Origin of the sequence: Pseudomonas sp. FSL W5-0203, from assembly GCF_001896155.1 — a bacterium.
GTDB lineage: Bacteria > Pseudomonadota > Gammaproteobacteria > Pseudomonadales > Pseudomonadaceae > Aquipseudomonas > Aquipseudomonas paracarnis.
On the sequence record NZ_MPOR01000002.1, the window covers coordinates 112353 to 137971 of the forward strand.

Here is a 25619-nt window from a genome sequence, read left to right on the forward strand (position 1 = left end):
CGAATTCAAAGCGCGCGAGGGTAAGACCAGCCGGCAACGTCTTCGGCCATCAACGGCAGCGCCGCCCACGGCCCCTGGATATACGCGCAGCCATTGGCCTTTAGCCACTGTGTTTGCTCAAGGGTCTCCACGCCTTCGGCGATCACCAGCACACCAAAATGCTCACACAGTTGGATGATGCTGCGCGCCATCGCCCCATCCCGCGCCGAGCCAGGCAGGCGCGCCACTAATTGAGGGTCAAGCTTGAGGGTATCGAATGCCAGGTCGCGCAAATGGGCCAGGGAGCACTGGCCGCAGCCAAAGTCGTCCAGGGCAATCCGCACCCCGATCCGGCGCAGTAACTGGAGTTGCTTGGTAGACTCGGCAAGATTACTCATCAAGCAGTCCTCGCCGATTTCCACCTCCAGTTGCCGCCCCTCTAACCCATGCCGTTCCAGCATCTGCTGCAGTTGGTTGGCCAGGTTGGGCATGTTGAACTGGCTGCTGCTCAGGCTCACGCTCAACACCAGTTCGGGGTCGAAGGTGGCTTGCCAGGCCTGGCGCTGGGCAGCGACTTGCTGGTAGATCCAGGCACTCAACTGGTTGATCAACCGCGCCTCTTCCAGCAGCGGCAAGAACAGGCCCGGCGGCACATCGCCGACGCTGGGATGCTGCCAACGCAACAGCGCTTCGACGCCGCGCAAACGCCCGTCTTCCAGGCAAACCTGAGGCTGGTACACCAAGGTGAAGTCCTTGTTGGCAATGGCGGTACGCACACTGTCTTCCAGCATCAACCGCGAGCGGGCGCGGCCGTTCATTTCCTGGTCGTAGTATCGATACTGCTGACGGCCGGCGCGCTTGGCTTCGTACATGGCAATATCCGCCGCCCGCAGCAGGCCGCTCAAGTCCGAGCCGCAATCCGGGAAGGTCGCGATGCCGATACTGACCCCAAGCATCACCTCCAGCCCATCGACCTGCTGGCACACAGAAACCCGCTCGATGAGCTTTTCCGCGATCTTCGCCGCCTGTTCGGGAAACTCCAGCTCCAGCAACGCGGTGAACTCATCCCCGCCCATGCGCCCCAGAATGTCGTAGGAACGCAGGCACGCCTGCATTTGCTCCGAAACCCAACGCAGCACGCGATCCCCGGCGTCATGGCCCAACGTATCGTTGACCCGCTTGAAGCCATCCAGGTCCAGGTACAGCAATACCAGCGCCTGCTCGCTCCGTTCGCTGCGCAGCAACGTATTCTCCATCGCCTGATGGAAACCGCGCCGGTTCAGCAGCCCGGTCAACGGGTCGGTCACGGCCTGGAACTCCAGTTGCTGGTGCAGATGCCGTACTTCGGACATGTCCAGCACCGTCACCACCATCGCCTTCTGCTCCACAGGCAAGGGCGCGCAGGACAACGCTACCGGCACCTGCTGGCCCCGACCGGTGCGCAAAATGGCGTCGTGTTGGCGCCACGTCTCGCCCCGGCGATACGCCTCGTACATGGGGAAGCCCAACCAGGCTGGCACATGGGGCTTTTGCAGGAAACTGAGGAAACTCTCGCCCTGCAACTCAGCCATCGTCGCATTCAACAGCCGGGAAATGGCCGGGTTGGCGTACTCGATCACACTGTTTTCGCTCACCACTAAAATGCCCTCGGCGGCGTTATCCAGCACGGAGGCATTAAAAGCGCGGGCCAACTCCAGGTCATGGCTCAGGCGCTGCAAGGCACGGCGATTGCGCTGGTGCTCGAGCAACGCCTGCACCTTGGGCTTGAGGATGTGCGGGTCAAAGGGCTTGAACAGATAGTCGATCGCCCCACTGGCGTAGCCTTCAAGCACCGCGTCGGGCGAATGGGCGGTGGCGGTCAGAAAGATAATCGGCGTCATGCGCGTGCGCTGGCTGCCCCGCATCAGGCGCGCGACCTCAAAGCCGTCCATGCCCGGCATGCGCACGTCCAGCAGCACCAAGTCGACGTCATGGGCCAGCAGTAACTCCAAGGCTTCCAGGCCAGACGCAGCAGTGATCACCCGCCAGTCGTCACGCTGCAACAGCGCACGCATGCTGACGAGGTTTTCCGGGTAGTCATCGACCACCAACAGAACCGAAATTGCATCGTCGTGTTGCGGAGCGCCATCCATGCTACGTCTCTTCCTTAGGGAGCTGCACCGGTCACTTTTGCTACCAAGGCCGGATAAACACTGAGGGCTCACTCTAGCCGCGCGGCCAAAAAAGCAGAAGTGACGTGGGTGCCCTCATTGTGCCAAAGACCAGGAAGCCGACTAACGGTAAGGCCCTGTAGCCCGCGGTTCACGGGCAACATGGCTTTTTGGCATTCCTCTGACGCCAATAAATTGCCAGCAATTGTTTAACAATCTCACCCGCACCGCCTATAAAGATCCTGGAAGGCCCTTTGGGCCAATGCCTACACCCTCTGTAAAAAGGCCAACACCATGATCGACCTTTCCACCTGGAACCTGAGCATCCCGGTCGGCTCCCCACCCACGACCATTGAAACGCCAAGGCTGATGAGCGGCTTCAACGATCAATACTTCCAGGCCGAAGGCAGCGATGTGCAGTTCTGGACGCCTGTGACGGGCTCGCGCACCGAAAACGCCATCTACCCACGCAGCGAATTGCGTGAAACCTACGCCGACGGCCGCCTGCGTAACTGGACCTACCCCGAAGCCGACAACTTCCTGCGCGCAACCCTCACCGTCAACCAGGTGCCCTCCTCCGGCAAGATCGTGATCGGCCAGATCCACGCCTACGACAGCCAGAAACCGTTGATCAAGCTGGAGTACCAATTCAAGGAGAAAGCCCAGACCGGCAACATCGTCGCCAAAGTGCGCATGCGCCCGGACGAAGCCGAAAGCCAGGTGATCATCGTCGCCTCCAATGTGCCACTGCAGAAGAGCTTCACCTACGTGATCAACCTCAACAAAGCCGGGCTGCTGAGCGTGTATGCCGCCGACAGTGAGTGGAATGAACGCATAGGCGCGGCCTGGGGTGACAAGCCGTTGTACTTCAAGGCGGGGGTGTACGTGCAGGACAATTCGGGCGACACCAATGAGGGCGCGCGGGTGACGTTTGCGAAGTTGGATATTGATCATGAGTGAATCGTCCCGTGAGACACCGGATTTTTCCCAGATAAATCCAAAGCTTTAAACACACCGCCGCCCCCTGTGGGAGCCGGGCTTGCCCGCGATGGCGGCACATCAGCCACTATCCTAGGCGCCTGACACACCGCCATCGCGGGCAAGCCCGGCTCCCACATTGACCGTGCATCGACTTCAAGGTCCGGTGTGAGTCCTACAGCACCGTTGCGGCCAGCCACATCGCCGCTTATAGTTCGCCCCGTCGCTGGCATTGATCGGCGATAGGGTTTCGCAGCCCTACAGAGTTAAAACCGCACCCGTCAAAACAACCCCGGTACCCTTGCCGAAGGTCGTCTTTGTTATGGCGGCTGTGCGTGGGAGACCTTCGGGTCTGCCGGGTCTTAACTCCTCGGTCTGCGAACCCGCGTACAGCTGCCACCCAACTTGTTTCGCAGCAAACGGTGGTCATTCTTCTCTCGAGTTAAGGGTTCACCATGACCCAGCAACTACCACTTCGTCGCTTCACCCCTTGCACAGAAACCGCCACCGACTACCCCGTGCTGCTGATCGACAGCGAAGCCCCACTGCTCGACCTCCACGCCTGCCTGCGCGAACGCCTCAACGCCGCTCTGGAACACCTCAACCTGATGGCTTGCTCCAGCCTGCCGGATTTTGCCGAGCGCGACCTGAACAACATGGCCAATACCGCACGCATTCTGGTGCAGGACGTGAGTGATGTGTTTCGGGTCATTGAACACCGTGGTTTCGGCGCTTCATCTGCAAGTTGATTAAATGGTGTCCATAAAAAAGCCCGCATCGCTGCGGGCTTTTTATTAACACTTGAGGCTCAGTTCACCTTAGCGTTCAACTCACCTTTCAAATACCGCTGGTACATCGCTTCCAACGAGATCGGCTTGATCTTCGAAGCATTACCCGCCGTACCAAACGCTTCATAACGTGCAATACACACATCACGCATCGCCGTCACAGTGGCGCCGAAGAATTTGCGCGGGTCGAACTCGCTCGGGTTGGTGGCCATCAGGCGACGCATCGCACCGGTGGAGGCCAGGCGCAGGTCGGTGTCGATGTTGACCTTGCGCACGCCGTACTTGATGCCTTCAACGATTTCTTCAACCGGTACACCGTAGGTTTCTTTGATGTCGCCGCCATACTGGTTGATGATCGCCAGCCACTCTTGCGGTACCGAGGAAGAACCGTGCATCACCAGGTGGGTGTTGGGGATGCGCTTGTGGATTTCCTTGATGCGGTCGATGGCCAGCACGTCGCCGGTAGGCGGCTTGGTGAACTTGTAGGCGCCGTGGCTGGTGCCGATGGCGATAGCCAGGGCGTCGACCTGGGTCTTCTTGACGAAGTCGGCGGCTTCTTCCGGGTCGGTCAGCATCTGGCTGTGATCCAGCACGCCTTCGGCGCCGATGCCGTCTTCTTCGCCGGCCATGCCGGTTTCAAGCGAACCCAGGCAGCCCAGCTCGCCTTCAACCGAAACGCCGCAGGCGTGGGCCATGGCCACGGTTTGTTGGGTCACGCGTACGTTGTACTCGTAGTCGGTTGGGGTTTTGCCGTCCTCACCGAGGGAGCCGTCCATCATCACCGAGCTGAAGCCCAGTTGGATCGAGCGCTGGCACACGTCAGGGCTGGTGCCGTGGTCCTGGTGCATGCACACCGGGATGTGCGGGAATTCTTCGATGGCAGCGAGGATCAGGTGACGCAGGAACGGGGCGCCAGCGTATTTGCGCGCACCGGCCGAAGCCTGGACGATCACTGGGGAGTCGGTCTTGTCAGCGGCTTCCATGATGGCGCGCATCTGCTCAAGGTTGTTGACGTTAAAGGCTGGGACGCCGTAGCCGAACTCGGCTGCGTGGTCCAGCATTTGACGCATGCTGATAAGTGCCATTGTGTTGTCTCTCCCGGTCGAGGGTCGTTAATCGTGCAAGCCTGCCGTAGCGGCGGCTGCTATTCAAGTTATTGCAGATCAAGGGGTTGAGCCTTGTGCTGCTGAATCGTTATTGCTGTTGGGTTCAGTTGGCTTTGCAGCCGCGCCCAATCAAATCATCCGTCGCCACCCAGTACACCAGGCCTTCCTCACCCTTGGTGTGAAACGCCAACTGGCCGTCGCTGTACAGCACGCCGGAGGCGGCTACCTCTTGCTTGAGCCGATAAACCTGGTCCGAACCGCCGAGGCGTACATCCACTTCGGAACGGGCCTGGTTGGCAAAGCGCCAGTTGACCTCGGCCTTGCTGTCGCAGGTCCAGGTGGTCCATTTGTCGGCTGGCTCTGCCTTGTTGAACAGGTTCATGCTGCTGCAGCCGGCCAACAGGGCCAGAGCTGCCAGGGCGAAAACGCCTTTCATTGCCAATCCTCGCAGGGAGGCCTATGGGCCGCCGTTGCTGTCGGTTAGTGGATCAGACCCGTCATGGGCAACCCTGTTCCTGACCGTTGGGCGCGGAGTCGTATTTCTCCAGCCGTTCGTTGCCGATGCGCTTGTTGATCACCGGCATGGTCTCGGCTTGCCAGTCAGCCTGGTAACAGCTTTTTCTCAACGGTGCCTTGGCATTATCCGCCTCGGGCGCCGCGCTGGGTGTGCTGCCGCAGCCGGCCAACAGGCCCGCTGCGATCACCAGTGCCAACGACTTGATCATGGGAACGCTCCTTTTCCTGATCACGCGAGCCTTAACCTTTGGCTCGGGTTTCCAGCACTTCCACGGCTGGCAACACCTTGCCCTCGACGAACTCGAGGAAAGCGCCACCACCGGTAGAAATGTAGGAGATCTGATCAGCCACACCATATTTATCGATTGCCGCCAGGGTATCGCCACCGCCAGCGATGGAGAACGCCGAGCTTTCAGCGATCGCTTTAGCCAGCACTTTGGTGCCGTTGCCGAATTGGTCGAACTCGAATACGCCCACCGGGCCATTCCACAGAATAGTCTGGGATGCCTTGAGCAGCTCGGCGAAGTTGGCTGCCGTTTGCGGGCCGATGTCCAGGATCATGTCGTCGTCGGCCACGTCAGCGATAAGCTTGACGGTCGCCGCGGCGCTTTCCGCGAATTCCTTGGCAACCACCACGTCCACCGGCAACGGCACGCTGACCTTGGCGGCGATGGCGCGGGCGGTGTCGAGCAGGTCTGGCTCGTACAGGGACTTGCCCACCGGGTGGCCGGCAGCAGCCAGGAAGGTGTTGGCAATGCCGCCGCCGACGATCAGTTGGTTGCAGATCTGGCTCAGGCTGTTGAGCACGTCCAGCTTGGTGGACACCTTGGAGCCGGCAACAATGGCCGCCATCGGTTGGGCCGGAGCGCCCAGGGCCTTGCCCAGCGCATCCAGCTCGGCAGCCAACAACGGGCCCGCCGCGGCGACCTTGGCGAACTTGGCCACGCCGTGGGTCGAACCTTCGGCGCGGTGGGCGGTGCCGAACGCGTCCATCACAAACACGTCGCACAGGGCGGCGTATTGCTGGGCCAGTTCGTCGCTGTTCTTTTTCTCGCCCTTGTTGAAGCGCACGTTTTCGAACAGCACGATATCGCCGGCTTTCACGTCCACGCCGCCCAGGTAGTCTGCGACCAATGGCACGTCACGGCCCAGGGCCTTGCTCAGGTACTCGGCGACCGGCTTGAGGCTGTTTTCGGCAGAGAACTCACCTTCGGTCGGGCGACCCAGGTGGGAGCAGACCATCACGGCCGCGCCTTTTTCCAGGGCCAGCTTGATGGTCGGCAGCGAGGCCAGGATTCGCGCATCGCTGGTGACAACACCGTCCTTGACGGGGACGTTGAGGTCTTCGCGGATCAGTACGCGCTTACCTTGCAGATCGAGGTCGGTCATCTTCAACACGGTCATGGGTCGCAGTTCCTGAATTACTGTTGAGGTTGTTTAGAAGCGATGTGCAGATAGTGTTCGGCAACATCCAGCATGCGGTTGGCAAAGCCCCATTCGTTGTCGAACCAGGCCAGAATGTTCACAAGCCTGGGGCCGGAAACGCGGGTCTGGCTGGCATCGACAATCGCCGAATGCGGGTCATGGTTGAAATCGCAACTGGCGTGGGGCAGCTCGGTGTAGGCCAACAGACCTTTGAGCGGGCCGCTGGTGGCGGCGTCGCGCAGGATCCGGTTGACTTCGGCCGCGTCAGTGTCACTGACGGTTTGCATGGTGATATCCAGGCAAGACACATTCACCGTCGGCACCCGTACGGCTTTGGCCTGGATTCGCCCGGCAAGTTCCGGCAGCAGTCGCTCGATGCCACGCGCCAGGCCGGTGGACACCGGAATCACTGACTGGAACGCCGAACGCGTGCGCCGCAGGTCTTCGTGGTGATAGGCGTCGATGACCGGCTGGTCGTTCATCGCCGAGTGAATCGTGGTGATCGACACGTAATCCAGGCCGATCGCCTGGTCCAGCAGGCGCAGCAACGGCACGCTGCAGTTGGTGGTACACGACGCGTTGGACACCAGCAGCTCATCGCCGGTCAGGCAGTCCTGGTTGATGCCGTAGACGATGGTGGCGTCGACATCCGCCTCGCTGGCCATCGGCTGGGAAAACAGCACACGCGGTGCGCCGGCGTCGAGAAAACGCTGGCCATCGGCACGGGTGTGATAAACACCGGAGCATTCCAGCACCAGGTCGACGCCCAGTGCTTTCCAGTCGATGCCTTCGGGGGTGGCACTGCGCAACACTTGCACGCAGTTGCCATTGATATGCAGACAATCGCCTTCAACCCGCACTTCGCCAGGGAAACGGCCGTGGGTGGAGTCAAAGCGTGTCAGGTATTCGATGCTGGCCATGTCGGCCAGATCGTTGATCGCAACAATTTCAAACCCGGCCGCCGCCCCTCGCTCGAACAGAGCACGCAAGACGCAACGACCAATGCGGCCGTAGCCGTTGAGTGCAACTTTGTAGGGACGCGGTTGGGGCATGGGGTTCTCGATCAAGGTTAGTTCAGTGATGAATGTACTGGCGCCATCGCGGGCAAGCCCGCTCCCACAGTGGACCGCAATCCAAATGTGGGAGCGGGCTTGCCCGCGATGGCGCCAGTACAGACAACGCAGACTGACTTAGTCTTCCAGCAACTCTTCAGCCTGACCCAGGATGTTTTCCAGGGTGAAACCGAACTTTTCGAACAAGGCTGGCGCCGGTGCCGACTCACCGTAGGTGGTCATGCCGATCACGCGGCCTTCCAGGCCCACGTATTTGTACCAGTAGTCAGCGTGAGCCGCTTCGATGGCGATACGCGCACTGACCTGCAACGGCAATACCGATTGCTTGTAGCCGGCGTCCTGGGCTTCGAACACGCTGGTGCAGGGCATGGACACAACGCGCACGTTACGGCCCTGGGCAGTCAGCTTGTCGTAGGCCTGAACGGTCAGGCCCACTTCGGAACCGGTGGAGATCAGGATCAGCTCCGGCTCGCCGATGCAGTCCTTGAGCACATAACCGCCACGGCTGATGTCGGCGATCTGCGCGTCGGTACGCACCTGGTGTTGCAGGTTCTGACGCGAGAAGATCAGCGCCGAAGGGCCGTCCTTGCGCTCGATGGCGTGCTTCCAGGCCACAGCGGATTCCACCGCGTCGGCTGGGCGCCAGCAATCGAGGTTCGGCGTGGTACGCAGGCTGGTCAGTTGCTCGACCGGCTGGTGCGTCGGGCCGTCTTCGCCCAGGCCGATGGAGTCGTGGGTGTAGACGTGGATCACGCGCTTCTTCATCAGCGCCGCCATACGTACGGCGTTACGTGCGTATTCCATGAACATCAGGAAGGTCGCGCCGTAAGGCACCAGGCCACCGTGCAGGGACACGCCGTTCATGATGGCGCTCATGCCGAACTCGCGCACGCCGTAGTACATGTAGTTGCCGCTGGCGTCTTCGGCAGAGACACCTTTGCACCCCTTCCACAGGGTCAAGTTGGAACCGGCCAGGTCAGCCGAACCGCCGAGGAACTCAGGCAGCAACGGGCCAAAGGCGTTCAGGGTGTTCTGGCTGGCTTTACGGCTGGCGATGGTCTCGCCCTTGGCCGCGACTTCAGCGATGTAGGCCGAGGCCTTTTCCGAGAAGTCGGCAGGCAGGTCACCGGCCAGGCGGCGTACCAGCTCGTTGGCCAATTCCGGGAATTCGGCGGAGTACGCAGCGAAACGCTGGTCCCACTCGGATTCAGCCGCCAGGCCTTTTTCCTTGGCATCCCATTCGGCGTAGATATCGGCCGGGATTTCGAACGGGCCGTGGTTCCACTTCAGTGCTTCGCGGGTCAGGGCGATTTCCGCGTCACCCAGTGGGGCGCCGTGGCAGTCTTCTTTACCCTGTTTGTTCGGCGAGCCGAAACCGATGGTGGTCTTGCAGCAGATCAGGGTTGGCTGCGCGCTCTTGCGAGCGGTGTCGATGGCGGTCTTGATCTCTTCCGGATCGTGGCCGTCGACATTGCGGATCACCTGCCAGTTGTAGGCTTCGAAACGCTTAGGCGTGTCGTCAGTGAACCAGCCTTCGACTTCGCCGTCGATGGAGATGCCGTTGTCATCGTAGAAGGCAATCAGCTTGCCCAGGCCCAGGGTACCGGCCAGGGAGGCGACTTCGTGGGAAATGCCTTCCATCATGCAGCCATCACCCAGGAATACGTAGGTGTGGTGGTCAACGATGTCGTGGCCAGGGCGGTTGAACTGCGCGCCCAGGACTTTTTCCGCCAGGGCGAAACCAACCGCATTGGCCAGGCCTTGGCCCAGGGGGCCGGTGGTGGTTTCCACGCCTGGGGTGTAGCCGAATTCCGGGTGGCCCGGGGTACGGCTGTGCAGCTGACGGAAGCTCTTGAGGTCGTCAATGGTGACATCGTAGCCGGTCAGGTGCAGCAGCGAATAAATCAGCATCGAGCCGTGGCCGTTGGACAGCACAAAGCGGTCACGGTCGGCGAACGACGGGTTGCTCGGGTTGTGTTTCAGGTAGTCACGCCAAAGTACCTCGGCGATATCCGCCATGCCCATCGGGGCACCGGGATGGCCGCTGTTGGCTTTTTGCACGGCATCCATGCTGAGGGCACGAATGGCGTTGGCACGCTCACGACGGCTGGGCATCGCTGATCTCCTGGAGTTTGCTTATAAAGAAACGGAAAAAAGGACCGGCATTTTCCCTCAGCCACCGCCTGCGGGCAATGACAGATAGTTACTTGTGGGCGTTTTTCCTGTGCTTTGGGCACCAATCCCTTGCAGAAACCTTTAACCGGTTCGTCTAAAGGTTATAGCGATGGCTTATAACCGCCACTTATCGATCAATATCAAAACTTTTTGATATTGGCCTTGCGGGGATCTACACCCGTCACTAGACTGCTGGCCTTATGAACCTACCCGTGCCCTCCCTGCGTCCTGATGACGGCGATGAACTGGCTGCCTTGTGCAAGGCCGCTGGCGATCCGTTGCGCTTGAACGTACTGCGCGCACTGGCCAACGATTCTTTCGGGGTACTGGAGCTGGCGCAGATCTTCGCCATCGGCCAGTCCGGCATGAGCCACCATTTGAAGGTGCTGGCCCAGGCTGACCTGGTGGCTACCCGTCGCGAAGGCAATGCGATTTTCTACCGGCGTGCCCTGCCCCATACCGAACTGCTTGGCGGCAAATTGCACGCTGCCCTGCTCGACGAAGTGGATAACTTGTGCCTGCCCGGCGATGTGCAATCGCGCATCGGCCAGGTGCACGGACAACGCGCCGCCGCCAGCCAGGATTTTTTCTCACGGGTGGCCGACAAGTTTCGCGCCCAGCAGGATCTGATCGCCGGCTTGGCCCAGTACCGCGAAAGCGTACTGGCGCTGCTGGACAAGCTGAGCTTCAGTGAAGAGGCCACGGCCTTGGAAGTCGGCCCTGGCGACGGCGGTTTCCTGCCCGAACTGGCGCGTCGCTTCGAGCAGGTCACCGCGCTGGATAACAGCCCGGCGATGCTTGAACTGGCGCGCCAACTCTGCGAGCGCGAAGCCTTGGGCAATGTGCGCCTGCAGTTGGCCGACGCCCTGAGTGACACCGGCCTGCGAGCCGATTGCGTGGTGCTGAACATGGTCTTGCACCATTTCGCCGCCCCGGCAGAAGCTCTCAAGCAAATGGCCGGGTTGCTGCACCCCGGCGGTAGCCTGCTGGTTACGGATTTATGCAGCCACAACCAGAATTGGGCCAAGGAGGCCTGCGGTGATCTCTGGCTGGGTTTTGAACAGGACGATCTGGCCCGTTGGGCCACCGCTGCGGGACTCGTTCCCGGGGAAAGCCTCTATGTAGGTTTACGTAATGGTTTCCAGATTCAGGTCCGCCATTTTCAGCGACCGGCTGGCGACACTCACCATCGGTAAATATCAGGAAAACATCGAGATGAGCGAATACTCCCTTTTCACCTCCGAGTCCGTGTCTGAAGGGCATCCGGACAAAATCGCCGACCAGATTTCTGATGCGGTGCTGGACGCTATCATCGCTGAAGACAAGTTCGCCCGTGTGGCGTGCGAGACGCTGGTGAAAACGGGCGTGGCGATCATCGCCGGCGAAGTTACCACCACTGCCTGGGTCGACCTGGAGCAGATCGTGCGTGACGTGATCACCGACATTGGCTACAACAGCTCCGACGTCGGCTTTGACGGCGCAACCTGCGGCGTGATGAACATCATCGGCAAGCAGTCCCCAGACATCAACCAGGGCGTTGACCGGGCCAAACCTGAAGACCAGGGCGCCGGCGACCAGGGCCTGATGTTCGGCTACGCCAGCAACGAAACCGACGTACTGATGCCCGCGCCGATCACCTTCTCGCACCAGCTGGTACAACGTCAGGCCGAGGCGCGTAAATCCGGCGTACTGCCATGGCTGCGCCCTGACGCCAAGTCCCAAGTGACCTGCCGCTACGAAGGCGGCAAAGTGGTGGGCATCGACGCCGTCGTACTGTCGACCCAGCACAACCCGGATGTGTCCTACGCCGACCTGCGTGAAGGCGTGATGGAACTGATCGTCAAGCACGTACTGCCTGCCGAGCTGCTGACCAAGGATACCCAGTTCCACATCAACCCGACCGGCCAGTTCATCATCGGTGGCCCCGTGGGCGACTGCGGCCTGACCGGCCGCAAGATCATCGTCGACAGCTACGGCGGCATGGCCCGTCACGGCGGTGGTGCATTCTCCGGCAAGGACCCGTCCAAGGTTGACCGCTCTGCCGCTTACGCCGGTCGTTATGTGGCCAAGAACATCGTGGCTGCCGGCCTGGCCGAGCGCTGCGAAATCCAGGTTTCCTACGCCATTGGCGTCGCCCAGCCTACTTCGATCTCGCTGAACACCTTCGGCACCGGCAAGATCAGCGATGACAAGATCGTCAAGCTGGTGCGTGAGATCTTCGACCTGCGCCCTTACGCGATCACCACCATGCTCGACCTGCTGCACCCGATGTACCAGGAAACCGCAGCCTACGGCCACTTCGGCCGCACCCCGGCGCAGAAGACTGTGGGTGATGACACCTTCAGTACCTTCACCTGGGAAAAAACCGACCGCGCCAACGACCTGCGTACCGCCGCCGGCCTGTAATCGTTCGCGGTAAATAGAGCCCCGCCAGGTCTGCCTGGCGGGGCTTTTTGTTGCCTGCAGGGCCTCTTCGGGCTTTTTTGGATCCAAGGCTTGCGGGCAAAATGATGGCCCACTAGAATCCGCGCCCTCTCGGGCCCTTCACCTTATTTGGATATTGCACTGCGCCCGCCCGGGATGGATAAGCGCGCAGGCGATCGAACATTGAGGTTTTCATGCGCATTTCCACGCTCGCCCCTGCCGCCCTTCTGCTCAGCCTGTTCACCCTGTCGGCCCAGGCCGCTGACCTGAACGCGCTGAGCGGCGCCCTGAGTGCCCAGCTCGGGGGCGGCAACGCCGGCGACTGCCAGCAGCAACCCAAAGACCTGCAAGCCAAGATCGACGCGGCCAATGCCAAGAACGATCTGTTGAAAGTGCGGGCATATGAGGCTGCGCTGGAGCAGGTCAACAAAGCTTGCAACAAACTCGCCGACAGCCAGGCAAAAGTCGACGCCAAGCAGCAAAAACAGCAGGCCAAGGCTGAAAACAACGACGCTGTGAAGGCCTTGGGCGGCCTGTTCAAGTAAACAGAAATACCCGGTAAAAAGCCCCGCTCGGTCGGGGCTTTTTTGTGGGCGCGTGGATCACTTAGGCTGGGCGTCCCCTTTCGAGCAAGGATGCTCATGATGCACGTATTACTGGCTGCTCTCATAAGCGCCCTGCCAGCCTGGGCCTGGGCCGAAGCCTGTCCGGATAACGTTCACTTGCAGTTGGAAACCCTGTCCAGGCAAATCCAGCAGTGGGACGACAGCTACCATCGGCAGGGCCAATCCCTGATCAGCGATGAACTCTACGACCAGGCCCGCAAGCGCCTCGCGCATTGGCAAGAATGCGCCCGCCAGCAGCCCCCCAAGGCTGATAACCCGCTAGCCAGTGCGCGCGGCACCCTACGTCACCCGGTCGCGCACACCGGCCTGCAAAAGCTGCCGGGCGAGCCTGCCGTCAGTGGCTGGCTTAGCACACGCCAGGATGTATGGGTCCAACCCAAGGTCGATGGCGTCGCGGTGACCCTGGTGTATCGCCAAGGCCGCTTGCACCAGCTCATCAGTCGGGGCGACGGCCTGCTGGGGCACGACTGGTCAGCCTCCGCCGCCAAGATCCCCGGCATTGTCCAACAGTTGCCCGACGCCGTTGACGTGGTGCTGCAAGGCGAACTCTATTGGCGCCTCAATCACCATGTGCAAGCGCTCAAGGGCGGGCTCAATGCACGCAGTAAAGTGGCTGGCCTGATGAGCCGTCGCCAATTGAGCAACGCCGAGGCGGCAGGGATCGGCCTGTTCGTCTGGGCATGGCCCGACGGCCCGAAGGACTTCACCGAACGCCTGGCCACCCTGGCGCGCTGGGGGTTTAGCGACAGCCAGCAGTACAGCCAACCCGTCGCTTCCATTAGCGAAGCTGCGCATTGGCGCACGCACTGGTACAACGCGGCATTGCCTTTCGCCAGCGATGGCGTGGTGCTGCACCAGGCTGCGCGAGCGCCCGCCGAGCGCTGGCAAGCCAGTGCGCCGTATTGGTCGGTTGCCTGGAAGTACCCTGCCATCAAGGCCCTGGCCCTGGTACGCAATGTCCACTTCAGGGTGGGGCGCACCGGGCGCATTACTCCAATCCTCGAACTGGAACCCGTGCGGCTGGATGATCGGCAGATCAGCCGGGTCAGTGCCAGCTCCCTGAAACGCTGGCAAGCCCTGGATATCCGCCCCGGCGATCATGTGTCGATCAGCCTGGCGGGCCAAGTGATACCGCGACTGGACGAGGTGATCCTGCGCAACGAGACGCGCGTGGACCTGCAGGTACCCGACCCTCAAGACTTCCACGCTTTGAGCTGCTGGCAACTGGACCCCGGCTGCGAAGATCAGTTGCTCGCCCGCCTCACCTGGCTGAGCGGCAAACACGGCCTGGCCTTACCCCATATGGGCCGTGAAACCTGGAACGTATTGATTCAGGCCGGTCTAATCGCAGGCTTTCTCGATTGGTTGACCCTGGATGCGGCCGAGCTTGCTACCATTGAGGGCTTAGGCGAGCGGACCCGTGCGCGGGTGCTCGACAGTATTCAAAGCGCCCGGCAACGCCCTTTTTTACAATGGCTTCGCGCCTTGGGCATACCGCCAGCGGCGCGCAACAACCTGGAAGGTAACTGGCAGACGCTGGTCGCCAAAGACCCCCAAGCCTGGCTGGCCTCAGACGGCATCGGCCCGGGACGCGCGGCGCAACTCAGCGCTTTTTTTCGCGACCCGCAGGTACAAGCCTTGGCTGAAACATTACGCGTAGCCGGGATAGATGGGTTTTGAACACCCCCGGCCACCTGATTGCGAACTTGGAGCTTTATATGAAATTTCTCGCCCCCTTTGCCTTGCTGACCGTCGCAAGCTTCATGGCCACGCCGCTGTTGGCCGCCGAAGACGTACAACCCCTCACCGGCTGCGCCGCCAAGCGCCAGGCCATCAGCAGCCAGATCGAACAGGCCAAGGCCCACGGTAACCGCGCCCAGCAGGCCGGTTTGGAAAAAGCCTTGGACGAAGTCACTACCCACTGCACCGATGCCGGCTTGAAGAAAGAACGTGAAAACAAGGTGCTCGACGCCAAGCACGAAGTCAGCCGCCGTCAGGCCGACCTCGACAAGGCTATGAAAAAAGGCGACCCGGACAAGATCAACAAACGTAAGGAGAAGCTGGCCGACTCGCGCAAAGAGCTGCAAGACGCGGTGGAAGAACTTGACCAGTAAAACCGGTCAATGATCGCGGAACTGTTTATGGCAGGCGCTGCAGGCATCTTCAACTTTTTGCACCGCAGGTTGCAGGCTGCTGGCCTTGTAGGGCTGCACTTGGCTGGCGATCACCAATTCACCGGTGGCCGCCTCAAGATCGCGGGCCAATTGTTGGAACTGCGCCTGTTTTTGCCACACATCATCTTTGGCACTGGTGTGGTCTTCTTCGCGCACGCTCGGGAAATGCTTCCACGGCTCATGGGACAACGCATCCAGTTTGACCGCACCCTCGGCGAACTTGGCGCCGTCAAATGGGATACGCCCGCGCAGCATCCCGCCCAGGTCTTCACCAGTCTTGAGCATCTGCTTGAAGATCGCCTTGCGCTGGCCCAGGGGGGAATTGGGATCAACACCGCCACAGGCAGACACTGCCAGGCAGGCCAGCAATACAACGGTCAATTTTTTTAACATCATCATGGCTTCAAGGTCACGGGAAACGGCGGCCAGTATCCTCGCACCGCCCGCAAAGACCAATAGCCCTATTAATAATAAGGGTTGCCCGAATGCAGTGAAGCACGGGCAATCGTTTCAGGAATTGCTTGCATGAATGTCACCTTCAAACCCTGGGGCCGGCGCCTGGCGTGGGCTCTGCCAATGTTCGCGCTACTGGCCGGCTGCGATGCCGGTAAAGACGCCGGCAAAGAAGCTGCCCAGGAACCCACCAAACCTCACGCCGTTGCCACCTACGTGAGCGCACCGTGGGAAGCCTTGCCGAGCGTTTCCGACAGCGACTTGCTCGCCGGCTTCGAATCCTGGCGCAGCGCCTGCCAGCGCCTCAAGGCCGACCCGATCTGGGGCCCGACCTGCGCGACAGCGACCAGCGTTCCGGGCGATGCCGTGGCGGTTCGTGGCTTTCTCAAGGAACACCTGGATGTCTTCGGCCTGCGTTCGGCGGACAACACGCCAAACGGCTTGATCACAGGTTATTACGAGCCGGTCTACCCCGGCAGCCTGACCAAGACCGCCACCGCCCACGTGCCGGTATACGGCGTGCCGGACGACCTGATCATCGTCAACCTCGACAGCATCTACCCGGAACTCAAGGGCAAGCGCCTGCGCGGGCGCCTGGAAGGTCGTGTGCTCAAGCCGTATGACGACGCCAGCACCCTCAACAGCCAAGGCTCCACCGCCAAGCCGATCGCCTGGCTGACCGACCCGATGGACCTGCAATTTCTGCAGATCCAGGGCTCGGGGCGTATTCAACTGGCCGGTGGGCGCCAACTGCGTGTGGGTTACGGCGACCAGAACGGCTACCCGTACCGCCCCATAGGCCGTTGGCTGGTGGAACAAGGCGAACTGAAAAAAGAAGACGTGACCATGGCCGCCATCAGCGCCTGGGCCAAGGCCCACCCGCAGCGCATTCCAGAACTGTTGGCGAGCAACCCCAGCTACGTATTCTTCAGCGCCCGCCCCGACAGTAACGAAGGCCCGCGCGGTTCGCTGAACGTGCCATTGACCGCCGGCTACAGCGTGGCGGTGGATCGCAAGGTGATTCCGCTGGGCAGCCTGTTGTGGTTGTCGACCACCAAGCCGGACGGCACGCCACTGGCACGCCCGGTCGCCGCGCAGGACACCGGCGGCGCAATCACCGGCGAAGTGCGCGCAGATCTGTTCTGGGGCACAGGCAATGCCGCAGGCGAGTTGGCGGGAAACATGAAACAGCAAGGGCAGATCTGGATGCTGTGGCCCAAAGGCGCGGCGTTGCCACAGGTGCCGGATGCGCCTGCCGGCACCTGACAACCTCTGATAGTCAATGTGGGTGGGGGCTTGCCCTGATCCCAGCCAGTTATCGCAAATCCCCTGTGGGAGCGGGCTTGCCCGCGAAGGCGGTGTGTCAGTCAGTGCATCTGTTACGGCACGACCGCTTTCGCAGGCAAGCCAGCTCCCACATTTAATTGATCAACAGCAGGGCTTGCTCCCTCCCGCATAGCGACGGCGTCATCCCTCAGATCGAGACGAAGAAGAAACTCGCAATCAACGCCATACCCACGGCCCACACCAGCGAACGCAAGATCGCCCAGTCCGCCAGGTAGCAAATGATGTACAGCAGGCGGCTGGTGATAAACAGCACTGCCAGCACGTTGATCGTCACCAGTTCGGCGTTGCCGGCCAGGTGCGCAATGATGACTGCGGCGGCAAACGCCGGGGTCACTTCGAAACTGTTGAGTTGCGCGCTATGAGCACGCTTGGCGACGCCTTCCAGGCTCTCGAGGAAGGCACGCGGGTCGTGGTTATCCCGTGGCCCGAACTTGCCTGTACTGAACTTGGCCACACCGGTGCAGATGTACGGCAGAAAGATTGCGATCAATACACACCATAAAGCGACTGTCATCACCGATTCCTTTTAGTTTTATCCGACGGTTAGAGTTTCATCACCAACATGCCAATCAACACCAACCCACAGGCTATGAGCCGTGGACGGCCAAAAGGTTCTTTCAAGTAACGCATACCGAACAGCACCACCAGAATCACACTGACTTCGCGCAGCGCGGCGGCTTCGGCAATCGAGCCCAACTGCATGGCCCAAAGTACCAAAGCGTAGCTCAACAACACGCATAACCCCACGCTCAACCCCAACCGCCACTGGGTGCGCCAGAACAGGCTGAAGGCTGCACGCTTGCGCACCAGCGCCAGCAGCGGAAACGGCCAGGCGCTGATCAGCGTCAACCACACCAGGTAATCCAGCGGGTGCGACCAGCGCCGCAACGCCTGCCCGTCCAAAAAGGTGTAACAGCCAATGCACAGGCCGATCAGCAACACCACGGGTAGCATCGACCAGGGCAACCGGTCACCGCCGCCGCCCTGCCACAACAGGCACACCATACCGAACGGGATCAGCAGAATCCCCAGGATTTGCTGGTTACTCAGCACTTCGCCGGCAAACACCAGGGTCAGCACCAGCACCACCAGCGGCGACAAACCGCGCATCAACGGATATACCAGGCCCAAGTCACCCACCCGATAGGCCTGGATCAACAAATAGCGATAGAGCAATTCAAACAGCGCCGAGGCAACGAGCCACGGCCAGAGTTCCAGCGGCGGCAAAGACACGAACCCCACCGCCAATACCACGAACAGCAGCGCCACACTGTCCATGCAAGCGATGACTAAAAGGCGCTCGCCACTGAACTTGATCAAGGTGTTCCACGTCGCATGCAACAGCGCCGCTACCAGCACCAGGGCTGTCGCTACCACCAGAACCTCCTTAATTGATACGTCATGTAACAGCACCTGTTTATACTAAACCCCGATTCGACGCACCCCGTGCGCCTATATTTCCCTGCTCCAAGGACCCCGGATGCTTGAACTTGTCGCCGCTTTCATCTGCCTCACCACCCTGCTCACTTATGTGAACTTCCGTTTTATCGGCCTGCCGCCCACCATCGGCGTGATGGTCACCGCACTGCTGTTCTCGCTGATCCTGCAAGGCCTGAGCGTGCTCGGCTACCCAGGCTTAGAGGAACGCGTCCAACAGCTGATCGGCCAGATCGACTTCGGCGATTTGCTGATGAACTGGATGCTGTCGTTCCTGCTGTTCGCCGGCGCCTTGCACGTCAACTTGAACGACTTGCGCAGCTACCGCTGGCCCATCGGCCTGCTGGCAACCTTTGGCGTGTTGATCGCCACCGTGGTGATCGGCAGTCTGGCGTACTACATCTTCGCCCTGTTTGGCTGGCACGTGAGCTTCCTTTACTGCTTGCTGTTCGGCGCGCTGATTTCCCCCACCGACCCCATTGCGGTGCTCGGCGTGCTGCGGACCGCCAATGCCTCCAAACCGCTGAAAACCACCATCGTCGGCGAGTCGCTGTTCAATGACGGCACCGCCGTGGTGGTGTTTACCGTGCTGCTGGGCATCGCGCAGTTGGGTGAAACACCCACCGTGGGCGCCACGGCCATGCTGTTTGCCCACGAAGCCATTGGCGGCGTGCTGTTTGGCGGGCTGATCGGCTACCTCGTGTACCTGATGATCAAGAGCATCGAACAGCACCAGATCGAAGTCATGCTGACCCTCGCCCTGGTGATCGGCGGCTCGGCCATGGCTTCGGAGCTGCATGTGTCCGCACCGATTGCGATGGTGGTCGCGGGGCTGATCATCGGTAACCTGGGACGCAAGCTGGCGATGAACGACATGACGCGTCGCTACCTGGATGGTTTCTGGGAATTGCTCGATGACATGCTCAACGCGCTGCTGTTTGCGCTGATCGGCATGGAGCTGCTGCTATTGCCATTCAACTGGCTGCACGTGTTCGCGGCCAGCCTGCTGGCGGTGGCGATCCTGCTCTCGCGCCTGCTGACCGTGGCCCCGGCGATCCTGTTGCTGCGCCGTTGGCGCTCGGTACCACGCGGCACTATCCGCATCCTCACCTGGGGCGGCCTGCGCGGCGGCGTCTCGGTGGCATTGGCCCTGGCCCTGCCCCTGGGCCCTGAGCGTGACTTGTTGCTGAGCATCACCTATATCGTGGTGCTGTCTTCGATCCTGTTGCAGGGGTTGACGATCGGTCGCGTTGTCAGCCGCGTTACTGGGCCGCAGTAACCGCGCCGCGCAACACTTCAAGTAGGTGCCGCATCGCCAGTGGACGGCGCGGTGTCGAGCCGTACATGACTACCAGCTCGCGCGCATAGCACTGCGGGTTGCCGGCCGGTAACACACTGATGCCGTTGGAGGGCATGCCCGCCCACTGCGGCACCAGCGAAACCCCCATCCCTTGGGCGACCAGCATCAGGATAGTTTCCAGCGCATCCAGCTCACATAGCACCTCTGGGTCGAAGGACTGTTCATCCAGAAAGCGCTGGGCAATCTGACCGCCCCAGGAGCGTGCGTCATAGCGGATGAATGGGCGTTCACGTAACAAGGCAGCCAGCGCCTGCGCCCCCCACTGGGCGGGCGCAACCAGAATCAAGGGTTCGGCACGCAGCAAGGCCATCGACAAGGCTTTGGGCGGTTGAAACGGCGGCCGTACCAGTATCGCCGCATCCAACTCCTGGTTGAGTAACTTCTCATAAAGGCTTCTGGAGTCGCCGGGTGTGATCTTCAGCCTCAGCTTGGGTGCTGACATTGTCAGACGCTCGATCACCCCCGGCAAGACGCCGGTCAGCGCCGTGGAAATGGCCCCGATTTTAATTTCCCCCGATAACTCGTCCTGGCTCAGATGCTCCTGCAGCTGGCGCGCCTGTTCAATAACTGCCTGGATTCTGGGCAAGAGCAGCAAGCATTGATCCGAAGGCCAAGCGGCATGTGCCGTGCGCATGAGCAGCGTACAACCCAGCGTGCGCTCAAGCGCCTTGACCCGCAGGCTGATCGCCGCGGCACTACGATTTTCACGGCGCGCAGCGGCGGCTATCGACCCGGTTTCAATGACAGCGACCAGGCTCCTCAGGAATCGAACATCCATAAGTTTTCCTTTCGCTCAGACCAAGGCAAACCCGTTTTACCCTGGCGGCATCGCCTGTTTAACCTGACAGTTCCCCATCTGGAGAACCAGCCATGAACAGACCCTTTCACGCTGCATACCATGTTTATGACTTAGACGAGGCGCGCATTTTTTATCGAGATGTTTTGGGTTGCACCGAGGGCCGGTGCAGCGAGACCTGGATCGACTTCGACTTTTTCGGCAATCAACTTTCACTGCACCTCGGTACGCCCTTCCCAACCACACGCACCGGCCTGGTCGGTGAGCACCAGGTACTGATGCCGCACCTGGGGGTGGTGCTGCCACTTGATGAGTGGCTGACGCTTGCCGAGCGCCTCACCCGCCTGGGCACGCGCTTCGAGATTCCACCCGTGACCCGCTTTGCCGGCGAACCTGGCGAGCAGCGCACGATGTTTTTTCTCGACCCCAGCGGTAACCCCATCGAAGTGAAAGGGTTCAAGCACTTCGAAGGGTTGTTCGCCCCGTAAATCCCTGACAATCACAACAATAAGGGACACCCCCATGACCACTAGAAAACCCACCAGTCTTATCACTCGCATCATGATCGGCCTGGCTGCCGGGATAATCGTCGGCCTCCTGCTCAATCAATTCCCCGAGCAAAAAACCTGGTTCATCGACAATCTGCTGCAACCGGCTGGCGACCTGTTTATCAAGCTGATGAAGATGATCGTCGTTCCCCTGGTATTTGCCTGCATGACCGTCGGCATCGCCGGCATGGGCAACCCGTCTGCCCTGGGTCGCGTCGGCCTGAAGACCTTCGTGTACTTCTTCACCATCACCAGCATTGCCATCGTCTTCGGGCTGTTGGTTGGCAATGTGGTGCAGCCCGGCTCGGGCGCCGAATTCGGCAGCACGCTGCAGGCACCGGCGACGGGACTGGCCTCCAGTGGCACCCCACAGAACCTGGGCCAGGTACTGCTGGCGATCGTGCCGGATAACATCGTCCTGGCCATGTCACAGGGCAAACTGCTGTCGGTGCTGTTCTTCGCGATCCTGTTCGGTTGTGCCTTATCGTTGTTGCCCGAGGAGCGCAAAGCGCCCTTGATCAATGTGATGCAAGGCGTCTCCGACACCATGTTCAAAGTCACCCACTTGGTCATGCATTACTCGCCGATAGGTATTTTCGGCCTGATCGCGGTCACCGTCGCCAGCTTTGGCCTCAGTGCGTTGTTGCCGCTGGCCAAACTGATCGGCACGACCTATGTCGCGGTGCTCTTATTTGCCCTGTGTGTATTGGGTGCAGTGGCACGCTTGGCCGGCGTCGGCTTTTTTCACCTGGTGCGGGAAATACGCAGTGAACTGCTGCTGGCCTTCAGCAGTGCCGCCTCGGCGACGGTCATGCCTCAACTGATCGAGAAGATGGAGCGCTATGGCGCGCCACGGCCCATTACCAGCATGGTGATCCCACTGGGGTACTCGTTCAATCTGGATGGTGCATCGCTGTTTGCCGCACTCGGCACGCTGTTCATCGCCCAAGCGTATGGCATCGACTTGAGCCTGGCGGATCAAGGCATGCTGGTCTTGATCATGGTGCTGACATCAAAGGGCGCGGCGGGCGTACCAGGCTTCATGTTTATCATCCTGACCGCGACGTTGACCGCGGCCGGGCTTCCCGTTGAGGGTGTGGCGATCATCGCGGGCATCTATCGGCTGATGGATATGCCCGTCACAGCCCTGAATGTACTGGGCAACGCATTGGCCCCGCTGGTAATTGCTCGCTGGGAAGGTCAGCTCAAGGCACCCGACAGCACGCTGGCCTGCGAACCTCCCAGCGTGCCCTTCAAGGCCTGACGCGTCAGCCAGGGTAATGTCAGACTTTGCCCTTATCCTGACGGGGCTTCGCCTGTGTGTGAGATTGAGCAACAGCAGGCATGGACGCCTCGCTGCGAACCTGCGCATGGCTGATCAACGCAAAGATGAAGCTACCGCCGATGATGTTGCCGGCCAGAGTCGGCCCGGCGAAGACCAGCCAGAAATCCTTCCACGGCAACTCGCCGGCAAACACCAGGTAGGACACTTCCGCTGAACCGACGACGATATGGGTGAAGTCGCCCAGTGCCATGAAGTAGGTGATCAGGATGATAATCCACAGCTTGGCACTCTCCATCGACGGAATCATCCAGACCATGGTGGCGATCATCCAACCGGAGACGATGCCCTTGGCGAACATCTGCGCGGGGTCGTTCTCCATGACCTTGCGCCCGATCTCGAGGAAGGCCAGGTCGGTCTTGGTATCGAAGATCGGCAGGTGCAGCATCACGTAGGCCACCAGCAAGGTGCCGCACAGGTTGCCCACCAGCACCACCGTCCACAGCCGTAACAAGCGCCCGGCGTTGGCCAGAGTCGGTTTGCTCATCACCGGCAGCACGGCGGTCAGGGTGTTTTCGGTAAACAACTGCTGACGAGCAAGAATCACCGCGAGAAAGCCTGCGCAATAGCCAAAGCTGGCAATGACCTTGAATTCATCACCGTCCGGCAGGCGTGAATTGAGCAGGCCCATGCCCATTAGCGACAAGCCCATGGTCAGGCCAGCGGCCAGCGCCGACCACCACAACGCTGCCACACTGCGCTCTAGCTCCTGATCGCCCTGGGTGCGGATAATTTCGTGTAATACAGCCGCGCGAGGCGGCTGGTTCTCGTCAACGTTTTGCTGCTCTTCCTGCGACAGGTTGGGGGTCTTGCCGTCTGCTTGAGTGGCCATGATGTACCTGAGTCCAAGGGGTGCCTGTAGCTACGACACGCCGCGACGATGGCTGTTCAGTGGCACCGCAACTAAACCGGAATACGCCAGGCCTTGGCCTGCTCCACGGTGGTAGAGCTGAAGGGTTTACTCCAGGGTTTATTGCGCGCCCGGTAATGTTTGACGATGCCATCAAGCACACGGTTGAACTCCGCTGGCGTCGTCGCCTCGCCCAAATCCCGCACCGCACGTTGCAATAACTCAACGTTGGCAGCCGGTTGGCCAGGACGGTATAGCGAGGGGTAAATGACTTCGCGGATAAAATTCTCTGCCTTCACGCCGATATCGCGTTTTTGCATTTCCGCGACGGCGCTGGTCAACACTTTGGACAGGCCTGAGCCATTGTTCGACGCCTGCTTGGTGCCCACCTGCAGCAGTTGCTGGAAATTACGCTGGCCTGGCGCATTCAGGCGCTTGCCCAGCCACTCGATATCCTCGGGTCTACGGGCGAGCGCATCCAGATTGCGCAGCGCCGAGGCTAATTTCGGCGTGATCACCAGCGACGTGCTGGTTTGATTCGCCTCGGCAATCGCAGTGTCCAACGCCTGTAACGCTTGCTGCGCGTCTTTGCGAAAGCGCAACGCCTCGGCGCCGGCCGCATCGTTTTGCAGGTGAACTTGCACGCTGGCGAGCATTTGATCATCCATCGCCATCACGGCATCGTTCAGCGAGGGGAACTCATGACGCTCACGCTCCAGCTCACGCTGTTGCAGATGCCCTGACACCGTCTGGCGAGCCTGGGCCTGCAAATGCTGTTTCTGCTCGGGGGTCATGGTGAAGTTGACGGTACCACCGAGCAGGCCGCGAAAGTCGCCTTTGTCCGAGTTCAGCGGCAACGTGACCGTTTGTTCCGAGAACGCCTGGAGCCGGTCATTCTGGTAGCTTTCAGCGGCGGTGTGTGGCGTGCCGGTGAACGTGTCGGCCAGAAAGCTGAAAAAACCACCGCTCCTGGGCGGCGTTGATGCCTTGTCAGACTCGAACTTGACGATCAGCGCTTCGTCCTTGCCCAGGGGGCTTTCCGGGAACGAGCGCTCGATGACACCTGGCGCAGGGGTATTGAGCAGCAACCCGCCGTCCTGAAACGCCGTGACCTGCGACGCCGCCTGGAACCCGTGACCCTGCTCGGTGGGGCTCTTGAACAGCCCAGGCAGGGCGCCCGAAATAAGCGCGGCGCGGCCGATATCCATATCCGGTGTCAGGTTGGCATTGAACACCACCAACTGCGGGCGGCCATCGAACATGCCCGTGCCGGTGATGTTCAGTTGCTTGATCGCCGGAATATGCCGGCTCAACACTTCCAAGTCGCGAAAAGTCGCCCCACCACCAGCGCTGAGCCGTTCGGCAATTGCTGCAACTTCCGGGGGGCGGTTGGCTGGGGGCATACCGGCGATATGGGCGAGAATCGATTGACGCGATTCGTTGCGGATCAAGTCCTCCAGCGGCTGCCCCTCGGTTTGTAGGCGCGGCAGCAACGTCAGCAGCAGTTGAGAGATATTTCCAACCGGCCCGGGCAGACTTCTGACGAGCTTGCCGAGCTCGGAACTGGCTTCCTGCAACCAAGCCGTGACCGGGTCTTTGCTGTTGAGCAAGCGGGGCAGGTCTAGGTTATTCGACAGTTGCGTAAAGGCCTTGGCATCCATGCCGCTGGCGAGCAGTGCTGCGCAAATCGCACCGGCAGATGAGCCGGAAACCACTTTTACGCCTTTGAGTTTGTCGGCCTCTTCAAGCGCTTGCACCATGCCTGGAAAGGCGATGCCCTTGGCGCCACCACCACTGAGCACCAGGTGAGCGGGCGGCGGCGGTGACACCACCACCTCCACACGCCCATCGCTGTGACGATAAATACTCAGGTTGCGCTCGCCCACACCTTTGACCAAGGGCACCTTGGCGCCCTGGTCGCTGATTTGCGGCGATGGGGGGTGATTCTCTACAACAGAACTGGAGACTTTCATACACAAGGCTCTCTCTACAGGATGTAGGCCTGAGTGATGAGAGAGCCTCAGATAGATCCACGCGGAATGATTTGGTAAAGCAAATCAGGCCGCGGGGTT

The 25619-nt window shown here is 60.6% G+C and carries 24 protein-coding genes; 11 read left to right on the forward strand and 13 right to left on the reverse strand.

Annotated elements, in window-relative coordinates:
• Positions 1-5: 5 nt before the first annotated feature.
• Positions 6-2111: a putative bifunctional diguanylate cyclase/phosphodiesterase gene (locus tag BOP96_RS02725; RefSeq protein ID WP_014720274.1), complete on the reverse strand. Its 2106-nt coding sequence runs from the start codon at positions 2109-2111 to the stop codon at positions 6-8.
• 312 nt (positions 2112-2423) lie between these two features.
• Here BOP96_RS02725 and BOP96_RS02730 point away from each other — a divergent pair, with 312 nt between their 5' ends.
• Positions 2424-3089, forward strand: coding sequence for a polysaccharide lyase family 7 protein (locus tag BOP96_RS02730; RefSeq protein WP_058410801.1), 666 nt, complete (start codon positions 2424-2426; stop codon positions 3087-3089).
• A gap of 473 nt (positions 3090-3562) precedes the next feature.
• Positions 3563-3856, forward strand: a complete 294-nt coding sequence (locus BOP96_RS02735) for a hypothetical protein (protein ID WP_038451799.1) — start codon at positions 3563-3565, stop codon at positions 3854-3856.
• A gap of 59 nt (positions 3857-3915) precedes the next feature.
• Here the strand turns inward: BOP96_RS02735 and fba are convergent, their stop codons facing one another.
• The 6 genes from fba to tkt form a co-directional block, all read right to left on the reverse strand.
• Complete coding sequence (gene fba / locus BOP96_RS02740) at positions 3916-4980, reverse strand: class II fructose-bisphosphate aldolase (protein ID WP_003177554.1); 1065 nt, start codon at positions 4978-4980, stop codon at positions 3916-3918.
• A 124-nt stretch (positions 4981-5104) separates the two neighbouring features.
• Positions 5105-5437: an MliC family protein gene (locus BOP96_RS02745; RefSeq protein WP_014720277.1), complete on the reverse strand. Its 333-nt coding sequence runs from the start codon at positions 5435-5437 to the stop codon at positions 5105-5107.
• Between the two features lie 61 nt (positions 5438-5498).
• Positions 5499-5726, reverse strand: coding sequence for a hypothetical protein (locus BOP96_RS02750; protein WP_003194953.1), 228 nt, complete (start codon positions 5724-5726; stop codon positions 5499-5501).
• Positions 5727-5757: 31 nt separating this feature from the next.
• Positions 5758-6921 carry a phosphoglycerate kinase gene (locus BOP96_RS02755; protein WP_003194956.1) on the reverse strand — a complete coding sequence of 388 codons (1164 nt, stop codon included), beginning with the start codon at positions 6919-6921 and terminating at the stop codon, positions 5758-5760.
• Between the two features lie 17 nt (positions 6922-6938).
• Positions 6939-7994 carry an erythrose-4-phosphate dehydrogenase gene (gene epd, locus BOP96_RS02760; protein ID WP_003194958.1) on the reverse strand — a complete coding sequence of 352 codons (1056 nt, stop codon included), beginning with the start codon at positions 7992-7994 and terminating at the stop codon, positions 6939-6941.
• A 138-nt stretch (positions 7995-8132) separates the two neighbouring features.
• Positions 8133-10130, reverse strand: coding sequence for a transketolase (tkt, locus tag BOP96_RS02765; RefSeq protein ID WP_073451782.1), 1998 nt, complete (start codon positions 10128-10130; stop codon positions 8133-8135).
• 260 nt (positions 10131-10390) lie between these two features.
• Between tkt and BOP96_RS02770 the strand changes: the two genes are divergently transcribed.
• The 5 genes from BOP96_RS02770 (at position 10391) to BOP96_RS02790 (ending at position 15354) form a co-directional block, all read left to right on the forward strand.
• Positions 10391-11386 carry an ArsR/SmtB family transcription factor gene (locus tag BOP96_RS02770; protein WP_003194962.1) on the forward strand — a complete coding sequence of 332 codons (996 nt, stop codon included), beginning with the start codon at positions 10391-10393 and terminating at the stop codon, positions 11384-11386.
• Positions 11387-11405: 19 nt separating this feature from the next.
• Complete coding sequence (metK, locus tag BOP96_RS02775) at positions 11406-12596, forward strand: methionine adenosyltransferase (RefSeq protein WP_003194964.1); 1191 nt, start codon at positions 11406-11408, stop codon at positions 12594-12596.
• Positions 12597-12808: 212 nt separating this feature from the next.
• Complete coding sequence (locus BOP96_RS02780; RefSeq protein ID WP_014720281.1) at positions 12809-13159, forward strand: DUF1090 family protein; 351 nt, start codon at positions 12809-12811, stop codon at positions 13157-13159.
• 96 nt (positions 13160-13255) lie between these two features.
• Complete coding sequence (ligB, locus tag BOP96_RS02785) at positions 13256-14920, forward strand: NAD-dependent DNA ligase LigB (RefSeq protein WP_073451784.1); 1665 nt, start codon at positions 13256-13258, stop codon at positions 14918-14920.
• Positions 14921-14958: 38 nt separating this feature from the next.
• Positions 14959-15354, forward strand: a complete 396-nt coding sequence (locus tag BOP96_RS02790; RefSeq protein ID WP_014720283.1) for a DUF1090 domain-containing protein — start codon at positions 14959-14961, stop codon at positions 15352-15354.
• 6 nt (positions 15355-15360) lie between these two features.
• On the opposite strand, the gene BOP96_RS02795 is transcribed toward BOP96_RS02790, so the two are convergent.
• A complete protein-coding gene (locus BOP96_RS02795) occupies positions 15361-15810 on the reverse strand; it encodes a c-type cytochrome (RefSeq protein WP_019817443.1) in 450 nt (149 codons plus the stop codon).
• A 129-nt stretch (positions 15811-15939) separates the two neighbouring features.
• Between BOP96_RS02795 and mltA the strand changes: the two genes are divergently transcribed.
• On the forward strand, positions 15940-17133 hold the full coding sequence (mltA, locus tag BOP96_RS02800; protein ID WP_072435394.1) for a murein transglycosylase A: 1194 nt from the start codon (positions 15940-15942) through the stop codon (positions 17131-17133).
• A gap of 208 nt (positions 17134-17341) precedes the next feature.
• Here mltA and BOP96_RS02805 read toward each other — a convergent pair whose 3' ends face one another.
• Entirely contained in the window at positions 17342-17728 is a 387-nt protein-coding gene (locus BOP96_RS02805; protein WP_014720286.1) for an MAPEG family protein, read from the reverse strand.
• A 29-nt stretch (positions 17729-17757) separates the two neighbouring features.
• Positions 17758-18591, reverse strand: coding sequence for an EamA family transporter (locus BOP96_RS02810; RefSeq protein ID WP_019817441.1), 834 nt, complete (start codon positions 18589-18591; stop codon positions 17758-17760).
• A 103-nt stretch (positions 18592-18694) separates the two neighbouring features.
• On the opposite strand from BOP96_RS02810, the gene BOP96_RS02815 reads away from it, so the two are divergent.
• Positions 18695-19930 (forward strand): cation:proton antiporter, encoded by a 1236-nt coding sequence (locus BOP96_RS02815; protein ID WP_014720288.1) that lies wholly within the window; start codon positions 18695-18697, stop codon positions 19928-19930.
• Here the strand turns inward: BOP96_RS02815 and BOP96_RS02820 are convergent.
• On the reverse strand, positions 19914-20789 hold the full coding sequence (locus BOP96_RS02820; protein ID WP_014720289.1) for a LysR substrate-binding domain-containing protein: 876 nt from the start codon (positions 20787-20789) through the stop codon (positions 19914-19916). The genes BOP96_RS02815 and BOP96_RS02820 overlap by 17 nt on opposite strands.
• A 92-nt stretch (positions 20790-20881) precedes the next feature.
• Here BOP96_RS02820 and BOP96_RS02825 point away from each other — a divergent pair, with 92 nt between their 5' ends.
• Positions 20882-21295, forward strand: a complete 414-nt coding sequence (locus BOP96_RS02825; protein ID WP_014720290.1) for a VOC family protein — start codon at positions 20882-20884, stop codon at positions 21293-21295.
• Between the two features lie 34 nt (positions 21296-21329).
• Positions 21330-22619 carry a cation:dicarboxylate symporter family transporter gene (locus BOP96_RS02830; RefSeq protein WP_236598433.1) on the forward strand — a complete coding sequence of 430 codons (1290 nt, stop codon included), beginning with the start codon at positions 21330-21332 and terminating at the stop codon, positions 22617-22619.
• A gap of 19 nt (positions 22620-22638) precedes the next feature.
• On the opposite strand, the gene BOP96_RS02835 is transcribed toward BOP96_RS02830, so the two are convergent.
• Both BOP96_RS02835 and BOP96_RS02840 read right to left on the reverse strand, forming a co-directional pair.
• Complete coding sequence (locus BOP96_RS02835) at positions 22639-23529, reverse strand: formate/nitrite transporter family protein (protein ID WP_014720292.1); 891 nt, start codon at positions 23527-23529, stop codon at positions 22639-22641.
• A 71-nt stretch (positions 23530-23600) separates the two neighbouring features.
• Entirely contained in the window at positions 23601-25520 is a 1920-nt protein-coding gene (locus tag BOP96_RS02840) for a patatin-like phospholipase family protein (RefSeq protein WP_073451786.1), read from the reverse strand.
• Positions 25521-25619 lie beyond the last annotated feature (99 nt).